Annotated in this window: 15 protein-coding genes, 2 other RNA genes and 1 riboswitch; of the genes, 3 read left to right on the top strand and 14 right to left on the bottom strand. The window is 35.9% G+C overall.

The window, feature by feature from the left end; genetic code table 11:
• Window positions 1–93 precede the first annotated feature (93 nt).
• The 5 genes from ssrS (VF726_RS02310) to VF726_RS02290 all read right to left on the bottom strand — a co-directional run bounded on the left by ssrS (VF726_RS02310) (window position 94) and on the right by VF726_RS02290 (window position 2,195).
• A non-coding RNA gene (ssrS, locus tag VF726_RS02310) (6S RNA) lies at window positions 94–277 on the bottom strand.
• 21 nt (window positions 278–298) lie between these two features.
• Window positions 299–481, bottom strand: a non-coding RNA gene (gene ssrS, locus VF726_RS02305) — 6S RNA.
• A 116-nt stretch (window positions 482–597) separates the two neighbouring features.
• Window positions 598–1,431: a sulfurtransferase gene (locus VF726_RS02300; protein WP_440165534.1), complete on the bottom strand. Its 834-nt coding sequence runs from the start codon at window positions 1,429–1,431 to the stop codon at window positions 598–600.
• A gap of 2 nt (window positions 1,432–1,433) precedes the next feature.
• Complete coding sequence (locus VF726_RS02295; RefSeq protein ID WP_000451820.1) at window positions 1,434–1,706, bottom strand: YpbS family protein; 273 nt, start codon at window positions 1,704–1,706, stop codon at window positions 1,434–1,436.
• Between the two features lie 30 nt (window positions 1,707–1,736).
• The gene (locus VF726_RS02290) at window positions 1,737–2,195 is read right to left on the bottom strand and encodes a GNAT family N-acetyltransferase (protein WP_270705623.1); all 459 of its coding nucleotides are present in this window, start codon (window positions 2,193–2,195) and stop codon (window positions 1,737–1,739) included.
• 72 nt (window positions 2,196–2,267) lie between these two features.
• On the opposite strand from VF726_RS02290, the gene VF726_RS02285 reads away from it, so the two are divergent.
• Entirely contained in the window at window positions 2,268–2,522 is a 255-nt protein-coding gene (locus VF726_RS02285) for a DUF3931 domain-containing protein (RefSeq protein ID WP_000369740.1), read from the top strand.
• Window positions 2,523–2,525: 3 nt separating this feature from the next.
• Here VF726_RS02285 and VF726_RS02280 read toward each other — a convergent pair whose 3' ends face one another.
• The gene (locus VF726_RS02280) at window positions 2,526–6,185 is read right to left on the bottom strand and encodes a dynamin family protein (RefSeq protein WP_440165530.1); all 3,660 of its coding nucleotides are present in this window, start codon (window positions 6,183–6,185) and stop codon (window positions 2,526–2,528) included.
• A 550-nt stretch (window positions 6,186–6,735) separates the two neighbouring features.
• Between VF726_RS02280 and VF726_RS02275 the strand changes: the two genes are divergently transcribed.
• Entirely contained in the window at window positions 6,736–7,899 is a 1,164-nt protein-coding gene (locus VF726_RS02275) for a DUF418 domain-containing protein (RefSeq protein ID WP_440165528.1), read from the top strand.
• Between the two features lie 15 nt (window positions 7,900–7,914).
• Here VF726_RS02275 and pbuX read toward each other — a convergent pair whose 3' ends face one another.
• The 3 genes from pbuX to VF726_RS02260 form a co-directional block, all read right to left on the bottom strand.
• Window positions 7,915–9,237, bottom strand: coding sequence for a xanthine permease PbuX (pbuX, locus tag VF726_RS02270; protein ID WP_087958159.1), 1,323 nt, complete (start codon window positions 9,235–9,237; stop codon window positions 7,915–7,917).
• Between the two features lie 3 nt (window positions 9,238–9,240).
• Window positions 9,241–9,834, bottom strand: a complete 594-nt coding sequence (locus VF726_RS02265) for a xanthine phosphoribosyltransferase (RefSeq protein ID WP_270705631.1) — start codon at window positions 9,832–9,834, stop codon at window positions 9,241–9,243.
• Between the two features lie 107 nt (window positions 9,835–9,941).
• A riboswitch (purine riboswitch) is annotated at window positions 9,942–10,043 on the bottom strand.
• Between the two features lie 116 nt (window positions 10,044–10,159).
• Entirely contained in the window at window positions 10,160–10,906 is a 747-nt protein-coding gene (locus VF726_RS02260; protein WP_440165525.1) for a type I methionyl aminopeptidase, read from the bottom strand.
• Window positions 10,907–11,492: 586 nt separating this feature from the next.
• Between VF726_RS02260 and mphL the strand changes: the two genes are divergently transcribed.
• Entirely contained in the window at window positions 11,493–12,389 is an 897-nt protein-coding gene (gene mphL / locus VF726_RS02255) for a macrolide 2'-phosphotransferase MphL (RefSeq protein WP_440165523.1), read from the top strand.
• Between the two features lie 71 nt (window positions 12,390–12,460).
• Here mphL and VF726_RS02250 read toward each other — a convergent pair whose 3' ends face one another.
• The 5 genes from VF726_RS02250 to VF726_RS02230 all read right to left on the bottom strand — a co-directional run bounded on the left by VF726_RS02250 (window position 12,461) and on the right by VF726_RS02230 (window position 18,056).
• Window positions 12,461–12,931, bottom strand: a complete 471-nt coding sequence (locus tag VF726_RS02250; protein WP_440165521.1) for a GNAT family N-acetyltransferase — start codon at window positions 12,929–12,931, stop codon at window positions 12,461–12,463.
• Window positions 12,932–12,977: 46 nt separating this feature from the next.
• Window positions 12,978–14,495 (bottom strand): carboxypeptidase, encoded by a 1,518-nt coding sequence (gene ypwA / locus VF726_RS02245; protein WP_440165519.1) that lies wholly within the window; start codon window positions 14,493–14,495, stop codon window positions 12,978–12,980.
• 101 nt (window positions 14,496–14,596) lie between these two features.
• On the bottom strand, window positions 14,597–16,534 hold the full coding sequence (locus VF726_RS02240) for an ATP-dependent DNA helicase (protein WP_000493699.1): 1,938 nt from the start codon (window positions 16,532–16,534) through the stop codon (window positions 14,597–14,599).
• A 138-nt stretch (window positions 16,535–16,672) separates the two neighbouring features.
• Window positions 16,673–16,855: a DUF3921 domain-containing protein gene (locus tag VF726_RS02235; protein ID WP_166702199.1), complete on the bottom strand. Its 183-nt coding sequence runs from the start codon at window positions 16,853–16,855 to the stop codon at window positions 16,673–16,675.
• A 61-nt stretch (window positions 16,856–16,916) separates the two neighbouring features.
• Window positions 16,917–18,056: a THUMP domain-containing class I SAM-dependent RNA methyltransferase gene (locus tag VF726_RS02230; RefSeq protein WP_000521224.1), complete on the bottom strand. Its 1,140-nt coding sequence runs from the start codon at window positions 18,054–18,056 to the stop codon at window positions 16,917–16,919.
• Window positions 18,057–18,108 lie beyond the last annotated feature (52 nt).

Raw genomic sequence — 18,108 nt, 5'->3', positions numbered from 1 at the left:
TTTGAGGCGGGGTTCTTACTGCCCATTAAAGTGGGATAAAATGGATATATGTATGCAACAAAAAAACCTTACGTATAAAACGTAAGGTTTTTATATAGCCCCACATATGCCGTTCTCTCTAGATGTCCATAAACCTGCTCTCACAGGTGGATGCTCTCACAAATGTTTGTAACTTCCTTCTTAAAAAGATGGCATGTTAGCTACATTTAAATATTGAACTTCCATATTAAACTTATTGGTTTAAGACATACATAAGCTACGTACACCGTAGGAATTTTATATAATGTTAGTTGAAATAAGACCCCCGCACGTGCCGCTCCTCGTAAATGTCCAAAAACCCGCTACTCGCAGGTGGATGCCCTCACAGTTACCGTACATCTTCCTCCACAAGGAAGGCTTGATGATGGTCGCTAAATATTGAGCTTCCGTATAACTAACATCGGTTTTAGACATAAATAAGTTACGTACACCGCAGGATGTATTATTTACTTGTCGTTATATTATCACATTGTTTCCAATGTGTAAAATACAAAGTTTTTCGAGCAATCTCTTGCTTGTGACCTTATTTTAATACAAATTTTTTTTGCATGCAAGTGATTAATCTTCTTCTTTTGCAATTTGATTTTCTGGATAGGAAATCCAATCACTCCAGCTACCTGCATACAATTTCACATTTTGGAATCCAGCTAATTTCAATGCAAGGATGTTTGGACATGCTGTCACACCAGAACCACAATACACTATTGTTTCCTTATCTTTCGCAAGATTTTGGAATCGTTCTTGTTGCTGAGCTTCATTCTTAAATTGTCCTGATTGCAGTATTCCATCCTTCCAAAAATGGTTTACTGCTGTTGGAATATGTCCTGCTTTTGAATCAACAAGTTCCTCTACACCAGCATAACGTTTTGGCTCTCTAGAATCAATTAACGTAACATCTGCACCTGCATGAATATTCTCTTTGACCGTTTCCATCGTTACAAGCATATGATCTTGTACATTTGCTCTGAATGCTTTTCGTTTAGCAACAGGAATTTCCGTTGTTATCGGTAGTCCATTCTCTTTCCAAGCAGGAAATCCGCCGTCTAATATATATACTTTCTCATGTCCTACATAACGGAGTAACCACCATAAACGAGAAGCATTTGCGCCAGCTTGACTGTCATACGCAATTACTGTCGTATGTTCATCAATACTAGCTCGTGAAAGCTTGTCTGCAAACTCCTCAATATTTGGCAACGGATGGCGACCACCGTGTTCTGTTACAGGACTTGATAGATCTAAATTTAAATCAAAATATAACGCATGAGGGATATGTTCTTCCTCATACTTTTCTCTACCCCAATTAGGATTCGCTAAATCAAACCGACAATCGATTATACGGACGTTCTCATCTTCTATATGCTCACGTAGCCATTCGACTGTAACAATCATCTTTAACGACCTTCTTTCTCTTGCAAACGACTTACATACTCCATAACCATTTCTTCTGTAACATATTTACGCTGCAAGGTAACACCATTTTTTGCAAGATCATTAATTTGCTTTGTTACAACATTAATGACATCAACCGAAAATTCTTTCCCATTTGACGCAAGAGATACGGCTGCTTCAATAGCTGCTTCACGCTGCGCATCTAATTGTAAACATGCTTTTACACTTTCATTTTGTTTACGAGAATGTGCTGTAATTGCTTTATGTACTTCCATCTTCTCTTCCCCCTAAATAAGTTATATGTTCTAATTCAATTCCATTGCAAGCCGAATCATATCACGGCATACAATCCCATTTTCAATAATCTCTTCTTCATAATGCTTCGAAAAGTAATCAAAATCAATAGAAAAAATACGAAATCCACATTTTTGATATAAAGCAAGTTGTGAAACACTAGAATTACCTGTACCAACTTCAAGTTTTGACATACCATATCCTTTAGCAGTTTCTATAGCATGACTTAATAGCTTCTTTCCAATCCCTTTTCCTTGCAAATGCTCTACAACCGCAATATTCATAATTTCCATCGTCTTCGGTCTTGTTTCCAAAAGAACGTACGCACCGATAACTCTCTCCTCTTGCTTAGCTACATATGTTAATCCTCTTTGTACATATGCATCAATTTGCTCCTCACTTGGATCAGCAAGCAATAATAAAGGTTTCGGTATAGCTTCTTTCGAAATAAGTTCTATTACAACAGGCATAAAAATTTCCCTCTTTTCTATTGTTCTAATCCCTCCTTGTCTACCATAAATAATAGAAAGGAGGGATTCACCATGGACAACAATGAGAAAAAGTGCAACGTCATCTCTATTGATGGAAAGAAGAAGAAAAGCGACACGTATTCCTATCCAAAATTAGTAGTAGAAAACAAAACATATGAATTTTCTTCATTCGTCTTATGCGGTGAAACACCAGACGGCAGACGGCTCGTTCTTACTCATATGATTTCTACCGATGAATTTGCTGGGTTTGTCAAATCTTTAGATACAGTACTGCAAAAGAAAATTGAACGAATCTTTTTCTCATAACGACTAGATCACATAAATTTCTTTTTCAATCTCCACTAACTGCTTTTGCAATTGTTCTTTACTTTGTTCATATAGTGATACATCAATCGTTTCAGCCAATGCAAATAATATACTTTCATAATAATTCATCACATCTTGCTGCATCACTGTTTGGAATACATTCCATTTCATATCCCATTCTTGTTTATAATGATGAACAAATAAATCTTTTTCATCAGCTACATAGTTTGATACGAAAGGCTCTAATACAAGTTTAGCCTCTTCTTGCATGAAAGCTTTATCGTTCTTTTCAAAAAAGCTTTTTTCATTTTTAAAATGTGTCAGCGCTTTTTTGAAATCTTTGATTTTCACTGAAGGGAACGGTTCTTTATGTGTGATATCTTTATACTCATAATCCACTGTTCCACTCATAGAGATTGATTCATTTTCTACTTTACAGTTCACCACAATTTCATTCTTTGCACGCTTCATCGCTTCATCTATCCATTTTTCAAGGCGTAATGATGTCGCACGCATTTCTTGTAATAAATCATGCTGAATAAATGCGACTAATTCCATAACGCACTGTTGCAACTGCACTTTCACATTTCCGTCCGTTCGAAGCGATGCTGGATTAATAAATTCAGTAAACACATCGTTATAGCGTAGGAATAGACGCTGTTGTACGTAATAAAGCAATTCTTTCACTTCATTTTGCATCGCTTGCTCTTCAGCAAGCACACTATATGATGAAATAATATGAAGTAGTTGATCACGCTCTGCTTCATATTTTTTCGTTTGCTTCTCTTTCTCCTCATTCCCCTGCTTTGCACCATTTATCATATTTACTAAAAGCTGATCCGCTCCTTGCAACGCACCATATAAAGCATGAACAGATACGAGCATTAAATCTCTCATCATAAAGGATGTAAATGATTCCTCGAACTTAGCAACCCCAGAGTTTTGTAAAATACCGTATTTCTCTTTTTCAATATGTTTTCCTTGTTTCTCTTCAAGCGCACATAAACTTGAAATCGCAAATAAACGCGGATTCCTAATACCGTATTGCAGTAGCTGGTCTGCAATATACCCTTTTACCATTTCAAGTTCTTCTTCAGACTCTGCTAAATCGGCCGCATTAATTAAGAAGAACATTTTATCAAGAGCGAAAGTATCCTTTACACGACCAAGCTGGATTAAAAATTCACGGTCAGCACGGGAGAACACATGATTATAATACGTTACAAATAAAATAGCATCTGCATTTTTAATATATTGGAACGCAACGTCCGTATGACGGGCGTTAATAGAATCCGCTCCTGGCGTGTCTACAAGCGCTACGCCTTGCCTTGTTAATGCACAATCATAATAAAGCTCCATGTACTCAACAAAACACGATTTTTCTTCATTCGCTACATAATCAGAAAACTCTTCTAATGTAACTTGTACTTGCTCCCCTAAATGAGCAGAAACTGTATCATACCCTTTTTGTACCGCTCGTAAAAAGCTAAATGTTGTTTTTTGCTTCCCAGTTGGTGAAGGATATTTCATAACTTTATCAATTTGTGCTAACGCTTCATCTAACGTAGTAATCTCATAATGAAATAGCTTATATACAGCTTTCATATCTTCTAATAAAGCTTGCTTTGATTTAAATTGAACTATTACTGTTCCGTGTGGTTTTTCTTCTGTAACCGGCAAAATTTGATTAATTGTTGCCGTCGTCGGATTTGGTGACACAGGAAGTACCTTCTCACCAAGCAATGCATTAGCAAATGATGATTTCCCAGCGCTAAAAGCTCCGAATAACGCTACTGTAAATTGTTTCGTTTCCACACGACGCCTTTTTTCTATTACTTCTTGCTGTACATGTTTCAGCGCTGGCAACGGCTCTAATATCGTTTCAGCTTTCTTCACTTTCTCTAATATACGCTGAATATTTAAAGCTGCCGTTCCTTTTATCTCTTCTTCACGAGCTGCTACGTTATCATTTACAATTTCCTGCGCTTGTAATGTAAATTTCTCACTAACAATTTGTTTTTTACTTTGTAATATCTCCTCTATTTGCAATCCTTCTGGTGTAGCAACACGCTCATGCCAAACATTTTGTAAATAGCTTTCATATGTCTCCAAATTGTTACTGTATTGCAATTTCGTTTCTTTTGCCGTTTGCAACATCGTATATTTTTCAATCTCTTCTTCAATGCGAGCAACTGCTTCCTTCACCTTTTGCTTTAAAACAACTGCACTTTTATCAAAAATTTGCTGTGCTTTTGTAAAATAACGTTTCTTCAGTTCATTCGCTACATCCGCTGTATAAAGAAGTAAGTAATCACCTGTGAAACCTGCCCCTTGTTTAATAACTTCAGCCAACATTTCTGGCCTAAAAGCAATCTCTAAAGCATATATGTCTTTCCCAAGTTCCTCTGTAAACAATCCTTCTTCTTTTAAGAAGGCAACAATAAACTCTTTTACATGAAAATCAAGTTGCGTTTCAACAGTCTTTTGCAAAGCAGAATAAAAAGTATCTAAACGTCTCTGTTTTTCTTGCTCCGTCTTTCCTTTCGCAAATAGCAAACCAACCTTAAATTTTGTTAATTTCGTTTCTAAATACGCATTTGCCAACTCTCTCATTTCAAATGGCATTAAATACGCGTTATCTAATATAGCTTGTAAGCCTTTTATAAATTCGTTTCTCACATGAGACTCTTTACTAGCCTCGCGATGTTTCGTTTCCGTTAGCTCTTCTTTCTTTTCAACTATCTCTGAAATGGAAAGCGGTGATGCTAACTCTTCCTCATATTTCAAAAGAGCTTTTTCATTTTCAGAAAGAATAAACGAGAAATGTTCCCCCATTAAATATTCTGTTTCTCTCTCCATTCCATCTCTTACATACTGCTCTTTTTCTTTCATAATAGAAGTAATTAACGTTTCTAAGCTTCCAATTTCATTATGTGGATGGTTCATCATTCGTAATGACGTATAATACACTCCATCTACTTCAATATCCCAATTAGAAAACGATTGTTTTACACTACCTTTATAATTTTCAAACGATAATTCGTTTTCTTTATGTTTATCTATTTGATTTACAACGAGATAAACCGTTTTATTACGTTGTTTCAATTCTTTAACAAATTGCAAATTCACTTCCGATTGGACGTGATTATAATCCATCATATAAAAAATTACGTCTGCTAGATGCAGCGTTGATTCTGTCGCTAGTTGATGGGCATCATCTGTTGAATCAATCCCTGGTGTATCAACTAACATAACTCCTTCAGGAATTGGCGCATCATTCCGATAAATGTGAACACCAATTACCTCATCACCATCTTTACAAATTTGTTTTAATTCTTCAGCTGAATATGCACCGTCATACTCGTACTGCTCTCCAGATTTAACTGTTACAACTACACGATCCATTCCTTTTTCAATTTTGACAACGTTAGCGCTTGTCGGAATTGGACTTGTCGGTAATAACTGCGCTTTATATAGATGATTCATCATCGTTGATTTTCCTGCCGAGAAGTGACCGCAGAACGCAATCATAAGTTGCTCTTGTTTATACTTTTGAATCACCTCAAACAACTTTACACTATTCTCTGCATCGCCGTGTTTTTGCCACTCTTCATAAAAACAAACAAGTTTTTTCATACCGTTTGTCTGTACTATGTTTGTCATCCCCTTGTTCCCCTTTATCCAAGATGTATATACTTTTCCCCGCAATTTGCGAGCTCGTAATCAGTGAGAGTTACACCTATCCATTGATTACAGTTTCACTTTACTATCATACTAAATTTTCAGCATATTCTCATTAAAAATAAAAAATCCCTTTCATTCTTTTTACAAATGAAAGGGATTTTATGTCATATCACTCATTTTGCTGTTCCTACTCCATTTAAAACATACTTTGCAATAACTGCATATACAGCTACTGTACCTGCTACTAATGCATATACCATGCTGATGCACCAACCTTTTTTTGATAATGATTATCACTTTTGAATACATTTTATCATTAAAGATAATCATTATCAACACTTTTCATAAAGAAAGCCCCTTATAAGAAGGAGCTTCACTGCCTGTTTTGAAGAAGGTTAAAACTTGTTGTGCACTCTTATTATATCTCATAATACACATCTTAACAGTTTTAAAAATTGGAAATTACCTATATACCCTCCACCTTACATTTTGTATAATAAAAGGGAATTACTTAACAAGGAGGAAAATAATGACACAAAACATTTCACAAGGCGAGAGGATACATTCCATCGATATTATTAGAGGAATAGCTGTACTAGGTATTTTTCTTGTTAACTGGCCTGTTATCGCTGGGATTGACTCACGTGATCTTTCAGGAGTTTATGAAGGGCTAGATAGCTATATCCGTCTATTTTACGATATGTTTATTCAAACAAAGTTTTATACAATCTTTTCGTTTTTATTCGGACTAGGCTTTTATATTTTTATGACTCGTGCTGAAGCGAAAACAGATCGACCAAAAACTTTATTTGTTCGTCGCTTACTTATTTTATTATTATTCGGTTTCTTACATTACGTTCTTTTATGGGACGGAGACATTTTACATAGTTATGCAATCGCTGGATTCTTCTTATTTTTATTTTATAAGAGAGAACCTCGTACCATTTTAATATGGGCAATCGTTTTATTAAGTATTTTTCAATTTATTATGCTAATTGCTAGTATTGGTATTGCCTTTATGCCAAAGGAGGAACTCGGGTTATCCTTACCAATCATGCCACTTGAAGACTGGATGTCACAAATACAAAATCGTTTCCATGCATTTTATGCTAATGGGATAGGGCTAAATATTTCAATGCTGCCAGAAACACTCGGATTATTTTTACTCGGTTTATACGCTGGTAAAAAAGACATTTTCCGTCGCACGAAAGAGTTAGATCCAAAACTAAAAAAATGGCAAATCATTATGTTCGTTTTAACATTACCGTTTTGGTTCTTTATGGTTCGTTATTTCTTATCAACATCGTCATATGAACCACTTTATATGCAAGGACTTGCAATGTTTAGCGGCAAAACATTATTCATATTCTACATTTTCACGCTCATGCGTTTATTACAAAAAGAAAGATGGCAAACATTATTACGCCCATTCCAATACGTTGGCCGAATGGCGTTAACAAACTACATCTCGCATACAATTGTTACATTACTTGTATTCGGACTATTACTCAAAAATTATTATCCTGCTCCATTGTGGGTAGGACCACTATTTTGCATCGGTTTCTACACATTACAAATCTTTATTAGCCGCTGGTGGCTGTCACGCTACCAATTCGGGCCACTTGAATACATTTGGCGCCTTGGTACGTATGGAAAAATGATGCCACTTAAAAAGAAAAGCAAGGTCTCATAACGAGACCTTGCTTTTTTATGCTTCTCTTACCGCACTTTGCATAGCAACTGGCTCTTCTTTTACTTTCACTTTACGCTGCGGCACCATATTGAATACGATATTTAAAAGTACTGCTGACGCACTTCCAAGTACAATTCCGTTATCTGTTAAAATACGAATATTTTCAGGAAGTTGTGAGAATAAAGTAGGAACGACTGTAACTCCAAGTCCAATTCCGACAGAGCATGCAACGATTAATAAATTTTCTTGTTTACCAAAATCAACGCTACTTAACATTTTAATACCATATGCCATAACCATACCGAACATCGCTAACATTGCACCACCAAGTACTGATTTCGGAATGATTGTAGTAATAGCTGCGATTTTTGGAATGAACCCAAGAACGATTAACATACCACCACAAGTATAAATAATAACGCGATTTCTTACTCCAGTTAATTGAACAAGTCCTACGTTTTGAGAGTATGTTGTATATGGGAACGCGTTGAAAATACCACCTAACACCATTGCTAATCCTTCTGCGCGATACCCTTTTGTTAATTCTTTTTCACCGATCTTTTTATTGCAAATATCAGATAATGCAAAGTAAACACCTGTTGCTTCTACAATGCCTACGCAAGCAACTAAAATCATCGTAATAATTGGCGTCAATTCGAACGTTGGTGTACCGAAATAAAATGGCTGAATACCATGGAACCAATCCGCTTCTCCAACTGCTTGCAAGCTTACTTTTCCCATAAATGCTGCAACGATTGTACCGAACAATAGACCTAGTAAAATAGAGATTGAACGAATAAACCCGTCAAAGAAACGATACATAATGATGATAAATAGTAACACACCAAATGCTAATGCTAAATTTTCAAGACTACCGAAATCTTTACTTCCTACTCCTCCAGCCATATCATTAATCGCTGCTGGAACAAGTGTAACTCCAATTACAGTAACGACAGATCCCGTTACAACAGGTGGAAACAGCTTTACAAGCTTTCCAAATAATTTCGCAAAGATAACAACGAATAACCCGGCGGCAATAATTGCTCCGTAAATAGAAGACACGCCGTATTGTTTCCCAATTGCAATCATCGGCCCAACCGCTGTAAATGTACAACCAAGCACAACTGGAAGTCCAATACCGAAAAAGCGATTTGATAGTGCTTGTAAAATTGTCGCAACGCCGCACATTAATAAATCAATTGAGACTAAGTATGTTAATTCTTTTTGATTTAAACCAAGTCCACCGCCCACAATAAGCGGAACGATAATTGCACCAGCATACATAGCGAGCATATGCTGCATACCGAGCGATGCGATTTTAAATGGATGTTGCTTCATCGTTTATTTCACCTCCGCAGTTTCTTGCTGTACAAATGTAACTGCGTTATTATCAAGTGATGCAATTTCCGCTAGTGACTCAACACGAACTCCTTGTTCACGAAGCTTCTTTCCTCCATCTTGAAATGCTTTTTCAATAACAATCCCAATACCTGCAATACTTGCTCCCGCTTGCTCTACTAAACTCATTAAACCTAAAGCAGCCTGACCGTTTGCTAAAAAGTCATCGATAATTAACACGCGATCATTTTCATCGATATGATTTCGGGATAATGAAATTTCATTCGTTTCTTGTTTCGTAAATGAATATACGTTTGCAACATACATATTATCTTGTAACGTTAACGATTTACGTTTTCTTGCAAAGATTACTTTTACACCAAGTTCTAATGCAGCCATAACCGCTGGTGCAATGCCTGAAGATTCAATCGTCACGATTTTTGTAATGTTCTCTTCTTTAAAACGTTTAGCAAATTCTTTTCCGATTTCTTGCATAAGTACTGGGTCAATTTGATGGTTTAAAAAAGCATCTACCTTTAATACGTCACCAGATAAAACCTTTCCTTCGTTCAAAATCTTTTCTTGTAATAATTTCATGTTTGTTCCCCCTCTTATGCAATAAAAAAACTCCAAAAGCCGCCACCACTCGTTACAAGTGAGAGACGCGCTTTTGGAGTTTCGCAAAAAAGAATGCTAAACAAGCAAATATATTCGTCCTCACTCATAGTCAAAGTATTTACGGTACTTCGGTAGAAACTTGCAGGCCATATCCCCGCGATTATATGAGTGTAGCTAACTATTTATTTTATAGATGGATTATAACGCACTTTTTATACTTTGAAAAGTATTTATTAACAAAACACGTACAAATTTTATCAAAACATCATTTTCGTTCGAGTTTTGTAAACTCTTACATATTATTTCAAAGCGTCGTTAAAACGATTGGCCCATCTTTTGTAATGGCAATTGTATGCTCATATTGCGCTGATAATTTCCCGTCCATCGTTCTTGCAGCCCATCCATTTAAATCTACTTTCGAATATCGCATACCTACATTTACAATTGGCTCAATTGTAATTACCATTCCTTCTTGCAGCTCAGGCCCTTGTCCTTGTTTCCCAAAATGAAAAATTGCTGGTTCTTCATGAATCTCCTTACCGATTCCATGTCCCGTAAAGTCTCTTGCGACAGAAAAGCCTTCATTTGCTACGTAACTTTCAATTGCATAGCCAATATCTCCAACATGATTACCGATTACCGCCTGATCAATTCCTTTATACAATGCATTCTCAGCTACTAACAATAACCTTTCTGCTTCTTCTGAAACATTTCCAACTCTATACGTCCAAGCAGAATCTGAAAGACCACCATTTAAGTTTACTACCATGTCAATTGTTACAATATCGCCCTCAGTTAAAGGTACATCCACCGGAAACCCATGACACATTTCATCGTTTATAGATGCACATATCGCATATGGATACCCGTTATATCCTTTCTGCTGAGATATTGCACCGTGCTTTTCTAAATATGCTTCAACAAACGTATTAATTTCTTTTGTCGTAATACCTGGTTTCATCATTTTTGCAATTTCCCTATGACATGAAGCAAGTAACTTCCCGGATTCGTGCATCAAATCTATTTCATTTGTCGTTTTAATTGTAACCATGCTTACCTCTACCTTCCTTGCTAAACTTACTATTTGCTACTAATACAAATCCTCTTCCAAAACTTCCAATTATAAAAGCTAACATCATTTCTTCTATTTTCCGAATGTAAATTTTTATTTAATTCGTTTTTACATAGTACATCTAGTATTTTTTGTTGATGTTTACTTATAAACAAAGTATAGTAACACTATACTATTAAAAGGAGGATTGTTAAAGATGATGCATGCAGGAAGACTACGTCAGCAAACTTTGAACAATAAGTAACTTAATATGTTCAAAGGCTCTGTTTTCATAAAGCAGAGTAAACGGGATTAGTCTGCACATTTTTAATAATCTTCAACGGAAGAATACACTTTCCATATGAAGAAAGGCAGATATACATCTGTCTTTTTTTCGTATATTTTTTTGATACAAAAAGAGACGTTTTTTCATTATATCCTCGTTTACTCTTAACCACAGACAGAAGCCCGTCTGTGGTTTTTTTATGATTACATTTCTTTAATCATATTGATGTATTTAGAATGATTAGTAACAGAAAACGTGTGAAAGCATTAAAATCAGAATAAACATTTGGAGGAAACAAAAATGAATACACTTAAAGTTAAACAATTAGCAAATAAAGAAGGCCTAAATATCTTAGAAGATTCAATAGAAATTAATGAATCTGGCGTTGACTTTCAAGTAGCACACGTTACAGAACAAAACGGGGATAAATGGATACTAAGAATTCCTCGTAGACCAGAATCTATGAGACATGCCCTACGAGAAAAAGAAGCGTTAGAAATTATGAAAAAACATGCAGAATTCCAAGTTCCTGATTGGTCTATATTTTCTGAAGAACTAATTGCTTATAAACAACTAAATGGCATTCCTGCCGCTACTATCGATATAGAACAACAAGGTTATGTATGGAAATTTAACGAAAAGAATGTACCAACCGAATACTATATTTCATTAGGAAAAGTTCTAGCGAATTTACACACATTACCTCAGCAAAAATTTAATAATACAGGTGTTGAAATTCTAACTGCTAATGAATTAAGAACTTCTATGAAACAAAGGATGAATCGAGTGAAGGAACAATACCATATCAATCAAAACTTATGGGATCGTTGGCAGGCATGGCTAGCTGAAGACTCTTTTTGGCCATCTCACGTAGGAGTAACGCACGGGGATATACATCCAGGTCATATCCTGGTTGATAATAAAAATAATGTAACTGGTTTAATCGATTGGACAGAAGTAGGAATAGCTGATGTATCTATAGATTTCACATCGCATTATCTACTCTTCGGAAAAGATGGACTAACAAAATTAATTAGCTCTTATGACAACGCCGGCGGTAAAACATGGTCAAGAATGGATGAACATATTATCGAACTTCTAGCAACAAGTAGTATCACTGTTGCTGAATACGCTCAAGTATCAGGTTTGAAAAACATGCATGAAGCAGCTGTACACATGCTAGCAACTGAAAATTAATGAAGTTGCTAAAAAACATTAAACTAAAAAACATTAAACTAAAAAACAGAAGAACCCTCTTCTGTTTTTTGTTATTTTTCACATATATAATTCATTTTCAAAAACTCAAAACAGCTACCATTCGTCTTCTGTATAAACGTTCCAACTGCTTCAAATCCTGCCCTTTTATATACTTTAATAGCTCTTTTATTAAATGTCGCTACTGATAACGTTATATAATTGCATCCGTATTTTTCTTTACTAAAAGCTAGTCCAGCATTTACGAACTGTAAACCAAATCCATTTCCAGTTATATCAGGTTTCATTCCAAGACCTATATCAACCGTTCCATCATTTATTTTACAAACAGTAAAATAACCAATGAGAATGCCATTTTCCTTTACAGAAAATGTATGATCCCCTCTACTCTCATCATGTAAAAATTCAGCTAAATCTTCTTCATCTGCCTCTATATCGTAAAAGGAATATTTCCCTTCATAGTACCAGTTGTATGCAATTTCTTCTGCTTCTTCTTGCTTCATTACTGTATATGTATAAACCATTCTTCTATCCCCCTAAAAAAAAGAGCTGCAAGTAAGCAGCTCTTTTTTATAACTCATAAATTTCTTTATACTTTGCTTCTAAATAATCTGCTAAGTAATTCGCATTTAATCCTTCGCCTGTTACATCTTCTAAAATTTCAAGCGGCTTTTTCGTTTTACCGTATTGATGAATGTTTTCTGTTAACCATTCACGAATTGGTGTTACGTTTCCTTCTTCTAATAATGCATCAAAGTTCGGAATGTCTTTTACCATTCTTTGCTTAAACTGTGCTGCATACATATAACCAAGCGCATAAGATGGGAAGTATCCAAATGAACCACCAGCCCAGTGAACATCTTGTAATACGCCTTGTGCATCGTTAGCCGGACGAATTCCTAAATATGCTTCCATCTTATCGTTCCAAGCCGCTGGCAAATCCTTCACTTGTAATGTACCATCAAATAATTCTTTCTCAAGTTCATAACGAACCATGACGTGAAGCGGATATGTAAGCTCATCTGCTTCTATACGAATAAACGACGGCTTTGATTCGTTAATCGCATCATAAAACTCATCTACTGATATATCATTGAATTGACCATCGCTATACTCTTTTAATAAATCATAATTTTTCTTCCAGAATGATTTATTACGACCGATAAAGTTCTCAAAGAATAATGATTGTGACTCATGAATACCCATAGATGTTCCACTACATAGCGGTGTACCTTCAAATTTCTCTGCAATATTTTGTTCATATACAGCATGACCACATTCATGAATTGTTCCAAACACAGCCATACGGAAATCTTTTTCGTCATAGCGTGTCGTAATACGAACATCCCCTCTATTTAATGTAATCTCAAATGGATGCACCGTTTCATCAAGACGACCTGCTTCAAAGTCATAATTCAGCTGCTTTAATAGTTCTAATGTAAAATTCTTTTGTTTTTCTTTTGAAAAATGTTCTGATAAAGCACTTGTCTTTAATCTCTTTTGTGACTCCGCTATTTCTTTTACGAGCGGAACGATACGCTCACGAAGTTGACCAAATACATGATCTAACACTTCTACTGTAATACCCGGCTCATACATATCTAACAATGTATTATATTTGTATGTTTCGTAACCCCAATATGTAATGAACTTCTTTTTAAATTCAACTATTTGTTCTAAATAAGGACGGAACATTTCGAAATCAGATTTTTCGCGGGCTTCTTCCCACACACTTTCCGCTTTCGCTTCTAATTTTACATACGCTTCATATTCCGCTTGTGGAATTTTTTTATTTCTATCATATTCTTTACGACACTCTTCAACCATTTTCTTCGTCGTTTCAGAAAGTTTGTCTTCACTTATTAAAGCTTCAAGCTCTGTTAAATAATTTCCCATCTCATCTGAAGTCGACATAGCAAACACTTCTGATGAAAGCATACCAATTACTTCTGAACGCTGGTCCACACCTTTTTTAGGCGCACCTGTTCTTAAGTCCCAAAACATTAAACTTAATGCTTCTCCGTAATTTTGTATCTTCTTCACATATGTTAAAAATTGTTTTTCTACTTCATATGTAGCTACTGTCATCGTATAAAAACCTCCCTTTTCTACCTCAAACTTAATTCGACATGAAAATCTAAATTCCTTTTATAATAGAAAAAAAGCTTGGCAAGCGCCAAGCTTTCTCCTTATAATTCTTTTCCTTCTACCGGTAGCACGTTTTTCACCGCTTCTACCACTTTCTCATCTTCTGTATCAGATAAGAAGATTGAAATAGCACCTTTATCGTCGCTCGTACGAATTAAACGGCCAATTCCTTGACGAAGACGTAAAATCATATATGGTACATCTACATCCCAGAACGGATCATTAACATGTTTACGCTTCGCTTCAAACACAGGGTCGTTTGGAGGGAATGGTAATGACCAAATGATAACATGAGATAATGATGAACCAGGAATATCTAAACCTTCCCATAAATGAACGGCACAAAGTACAGTCTCTTCTTCATTTTGGAAACGAGAAACGAGCTGACTAATTTCTTGGTCCCCTTCATATAGGAACGGAACTGACATTTGTTCTTTACTTACATATTCTTTAAACGCTGCAAGCTCTTGTGTTGTACGGAATAATACAAGTGTACGTCCATTTGTTTTTTGTATATTTTCAAGTGTATATTGACACTTTCTTTCCCATTCATTTTCTTTCGTATGCGATAGTAAGTTTACTGCCATTTGCTCTTCATAATCAAATGGTGAGGCAACTGAGAATGATAAGTAATCTTTTACCCCTAAGCTATTTGCTGTAAACGCGAATGAATCGTTATTAGATAATGTAGCAGACGAGAAGATATACGGGATTTTCTTCGAGAATACTTTCTCTTGTAACACTTCTTCAACTGCACGTGGCATAATCACTAACGTGAAGGCTCCATCACCTTCTTCACCCCATGTAATTACATTTTTCTCGTGCATGAACAGACGAAGTGAATGTTCTAACACATCTAAATGTTCATCAACGATATTTAAATCATACGTATTTACTGTATGCATTTCACTTTCAAATACTAATGCATCACCGACTTCACCAATTTTCGCATAAAGTCGTTTTGCTTCAGCTGTTACTTTTTCTGTCACAGTAATTTCCAAACGATCCGAACCGGCAATTTCCTTTTTATTTTCTTGTAACACATCAAAGAATCGCTCTGTTTGCCAAATAGTTTCTTCTACTAAATGTGCAAACTCTTCACGAATATCATTTTGTAATAATCTCGTTAAAAGCTGCTCCATCATCGTTTGCTTTAAACGATATGTTAAAGCTTTTTGAGCTGCATATTCTACAAGATGTCCTTCATCGAATACAACGCAACTACTTTCTGGTAATAATGGAATTTGTCCTTCACGCTTACGAGCATCGTACGTCCAAATATGATCCATATAGAAATCTTGAGAACAAATAATTAAATCTGCTGCTTTACGATAATGTTCACGTGAAAGAGTTTGACCGCAACGATGACGAGAATCACAAGTGAAGCAATCTTGGAAGTAATCCCAATTTACTTTTGACCATTCTTCGTCATTTAATAGTGGAAATTCTTTTCGGTCACCGTAGTGAGTAAAGTTTTGCATCGTACCGTGATCGAATACGAATTGCGGTAATTCATAATATACGTCTTCAATTACTTCTGGAGCTCGTCCACTCATAACATCTTCAAGCTTACGTAAACATAAATAATTATCCATTGATTTCGCAAGTCTTACATCTACTGATAAGCCTAACGCTTCAGATAATTTCGCAATGTCTCCTTCTTCTTTCACAAGCTGCTCAATTAACGTTTCATCTGCACAAGCGATAATAGCTGGCTTTCCAGTATAACGCGCATAGCAAATTGCATATAGAAGATATACAATTGTTTTCCCTGTTCCTACACCTGCTTCTGCAAACATTACTTTCTTTTCTTGGAAAGCACGCTCTAATTGAAACGCCATAAAAATTTGTTCATCACGCTCTTCAAAGCCTTTTTCCGGAAGGATGTCGTAAAACACATCTCCAATCCACTCATTCAACTTATCATAAAAATTATCTTGTTTTCCTACTTCAAATGGTAATCTCTTCTCAGTAAACATCCTTAGCCTCCAACCAAAAAGTTTTTCTATAAAAAGATATAGCAACCGCTACTCATATGTATGCAGTCACTTTCCCCTGTTGCCATACATAGAAATACACGAAAAAAAATTTTCCTTTCGAAAAAGGAAAATTTTCTTCTATATTAATGACTTTAAATACCGTTTATCAATCGCTGTTTCATGTGAAAGAGCTGACAAATATTCTTCTTGTGCTTTTTGTATTTCATCTACAACCACACCTTGGCTATCCACTTCTTTTCCGAGCTCGTCATACGTACGGTGAATAGCTTTTTGAATCATTGATAATTGGAAACTATCCATATCAGTTCCTCCTTTACGCAATACATAATAGCCAGTATATGCGCGCTGGAGGAGTTTTATACTATGAGTTACGCGGTGGACGTTTTCCGAAGTATTGATAGTAATCTGTACGGATAAATCCGTTAAATAGTTTACGTTTCTTCGATGCATCTTTTCCATAACACTTCTCAAATGCTTCGTAACTTGTTAATACATACGCTGACCATGTATCTAATGGACGGAATACTTGTCCCATTTCTTTGTACAATTGTTCAACAAGTGCTTTTTCACTTAAACGTTCCCCGTATGGAGGATTCGTTACAACATAGCCATAATCCTCTTTTGTCGTGAAATCTTTTACTTGCATTTGTTTAAATGTAATTAAATCACCTAAGCCTACTTCTTCTGCGTTATCTTGAGCAACTCGAATCATACGATGATCGATATCTGATCCAATAATTTGCAGTCGTTGATCATAATTCGCCAAATCTTCAGCTTCTTGACGAGCTTCACGCCAGTTTTGTTTACCTACCCAGCCCCACTCATCTGATGCAAAGCCACGGTTAAATCCTGGTGCGATATTTTGTCCAATTAATGCTGCTTCAATCGGAATTGTACCTGATCCACAGAAAGGATCCACGAAAGGACGATCTGGCTTCCAGTTTGTTAACTTAATTAAAGACGCAGCTAATGTTTCTTTTAATGGAGCTTCCCCTTGATCCATACGGTATCCACGTTTATGAAGCCCAACACCACTTGCATCAATTGTTAATGTTGCAATATCCTTAAGCATTGCAATCTCAATGCGGAATAGCGGACCATCTTCTTCAAACCAAGTTGTACGTTTATACGTTGTTTTTAATTTTTCAACGACAGCTTTTTTAACGATACGTTGGCAATCTGAAACACTGAACAACTCAGATTTTAAAGACTTACCAATTACAGGGAATTCTCCATTCTCTGGAATATAATCTCCCCAGTTTAATGCTTTCGTTTTCTCAAACAGCTCATCAAATGTTGTCGCTTTGAATTCGCCAACTTTAATTTTCACACGGTCCGCAGTACGTAACCATAAGTTCGTGCGACAAATCGCCTTTTCATCTGCTTCAAATGTTACTTTGCTGTTTTCTACTTGGCATTCATAACCAAGATCACGAACTTCTCGGGCAACTAACGCTTCAATACCCATTGCCGCTGTTGCGATTAAAGTAACTTTTCCCATTTGCATTCACCTCTTATGTATATTCAAACAATAATTAATAGCCATTTATCCT

This window comes from Bacillus sp. Brlt_9, from assembly GCF_051948935.1.
Taxonomy (GTDB): Bacteria; Bacillota; Bacilli; order Bacillales; family Bacillaceae_G; genus Bacillus_A.
The sequence above is the reverse complement of the archived record's forward strand: the minus strand, read 5'-3'. Positions and strand labels throughout refer to the sequence as shown.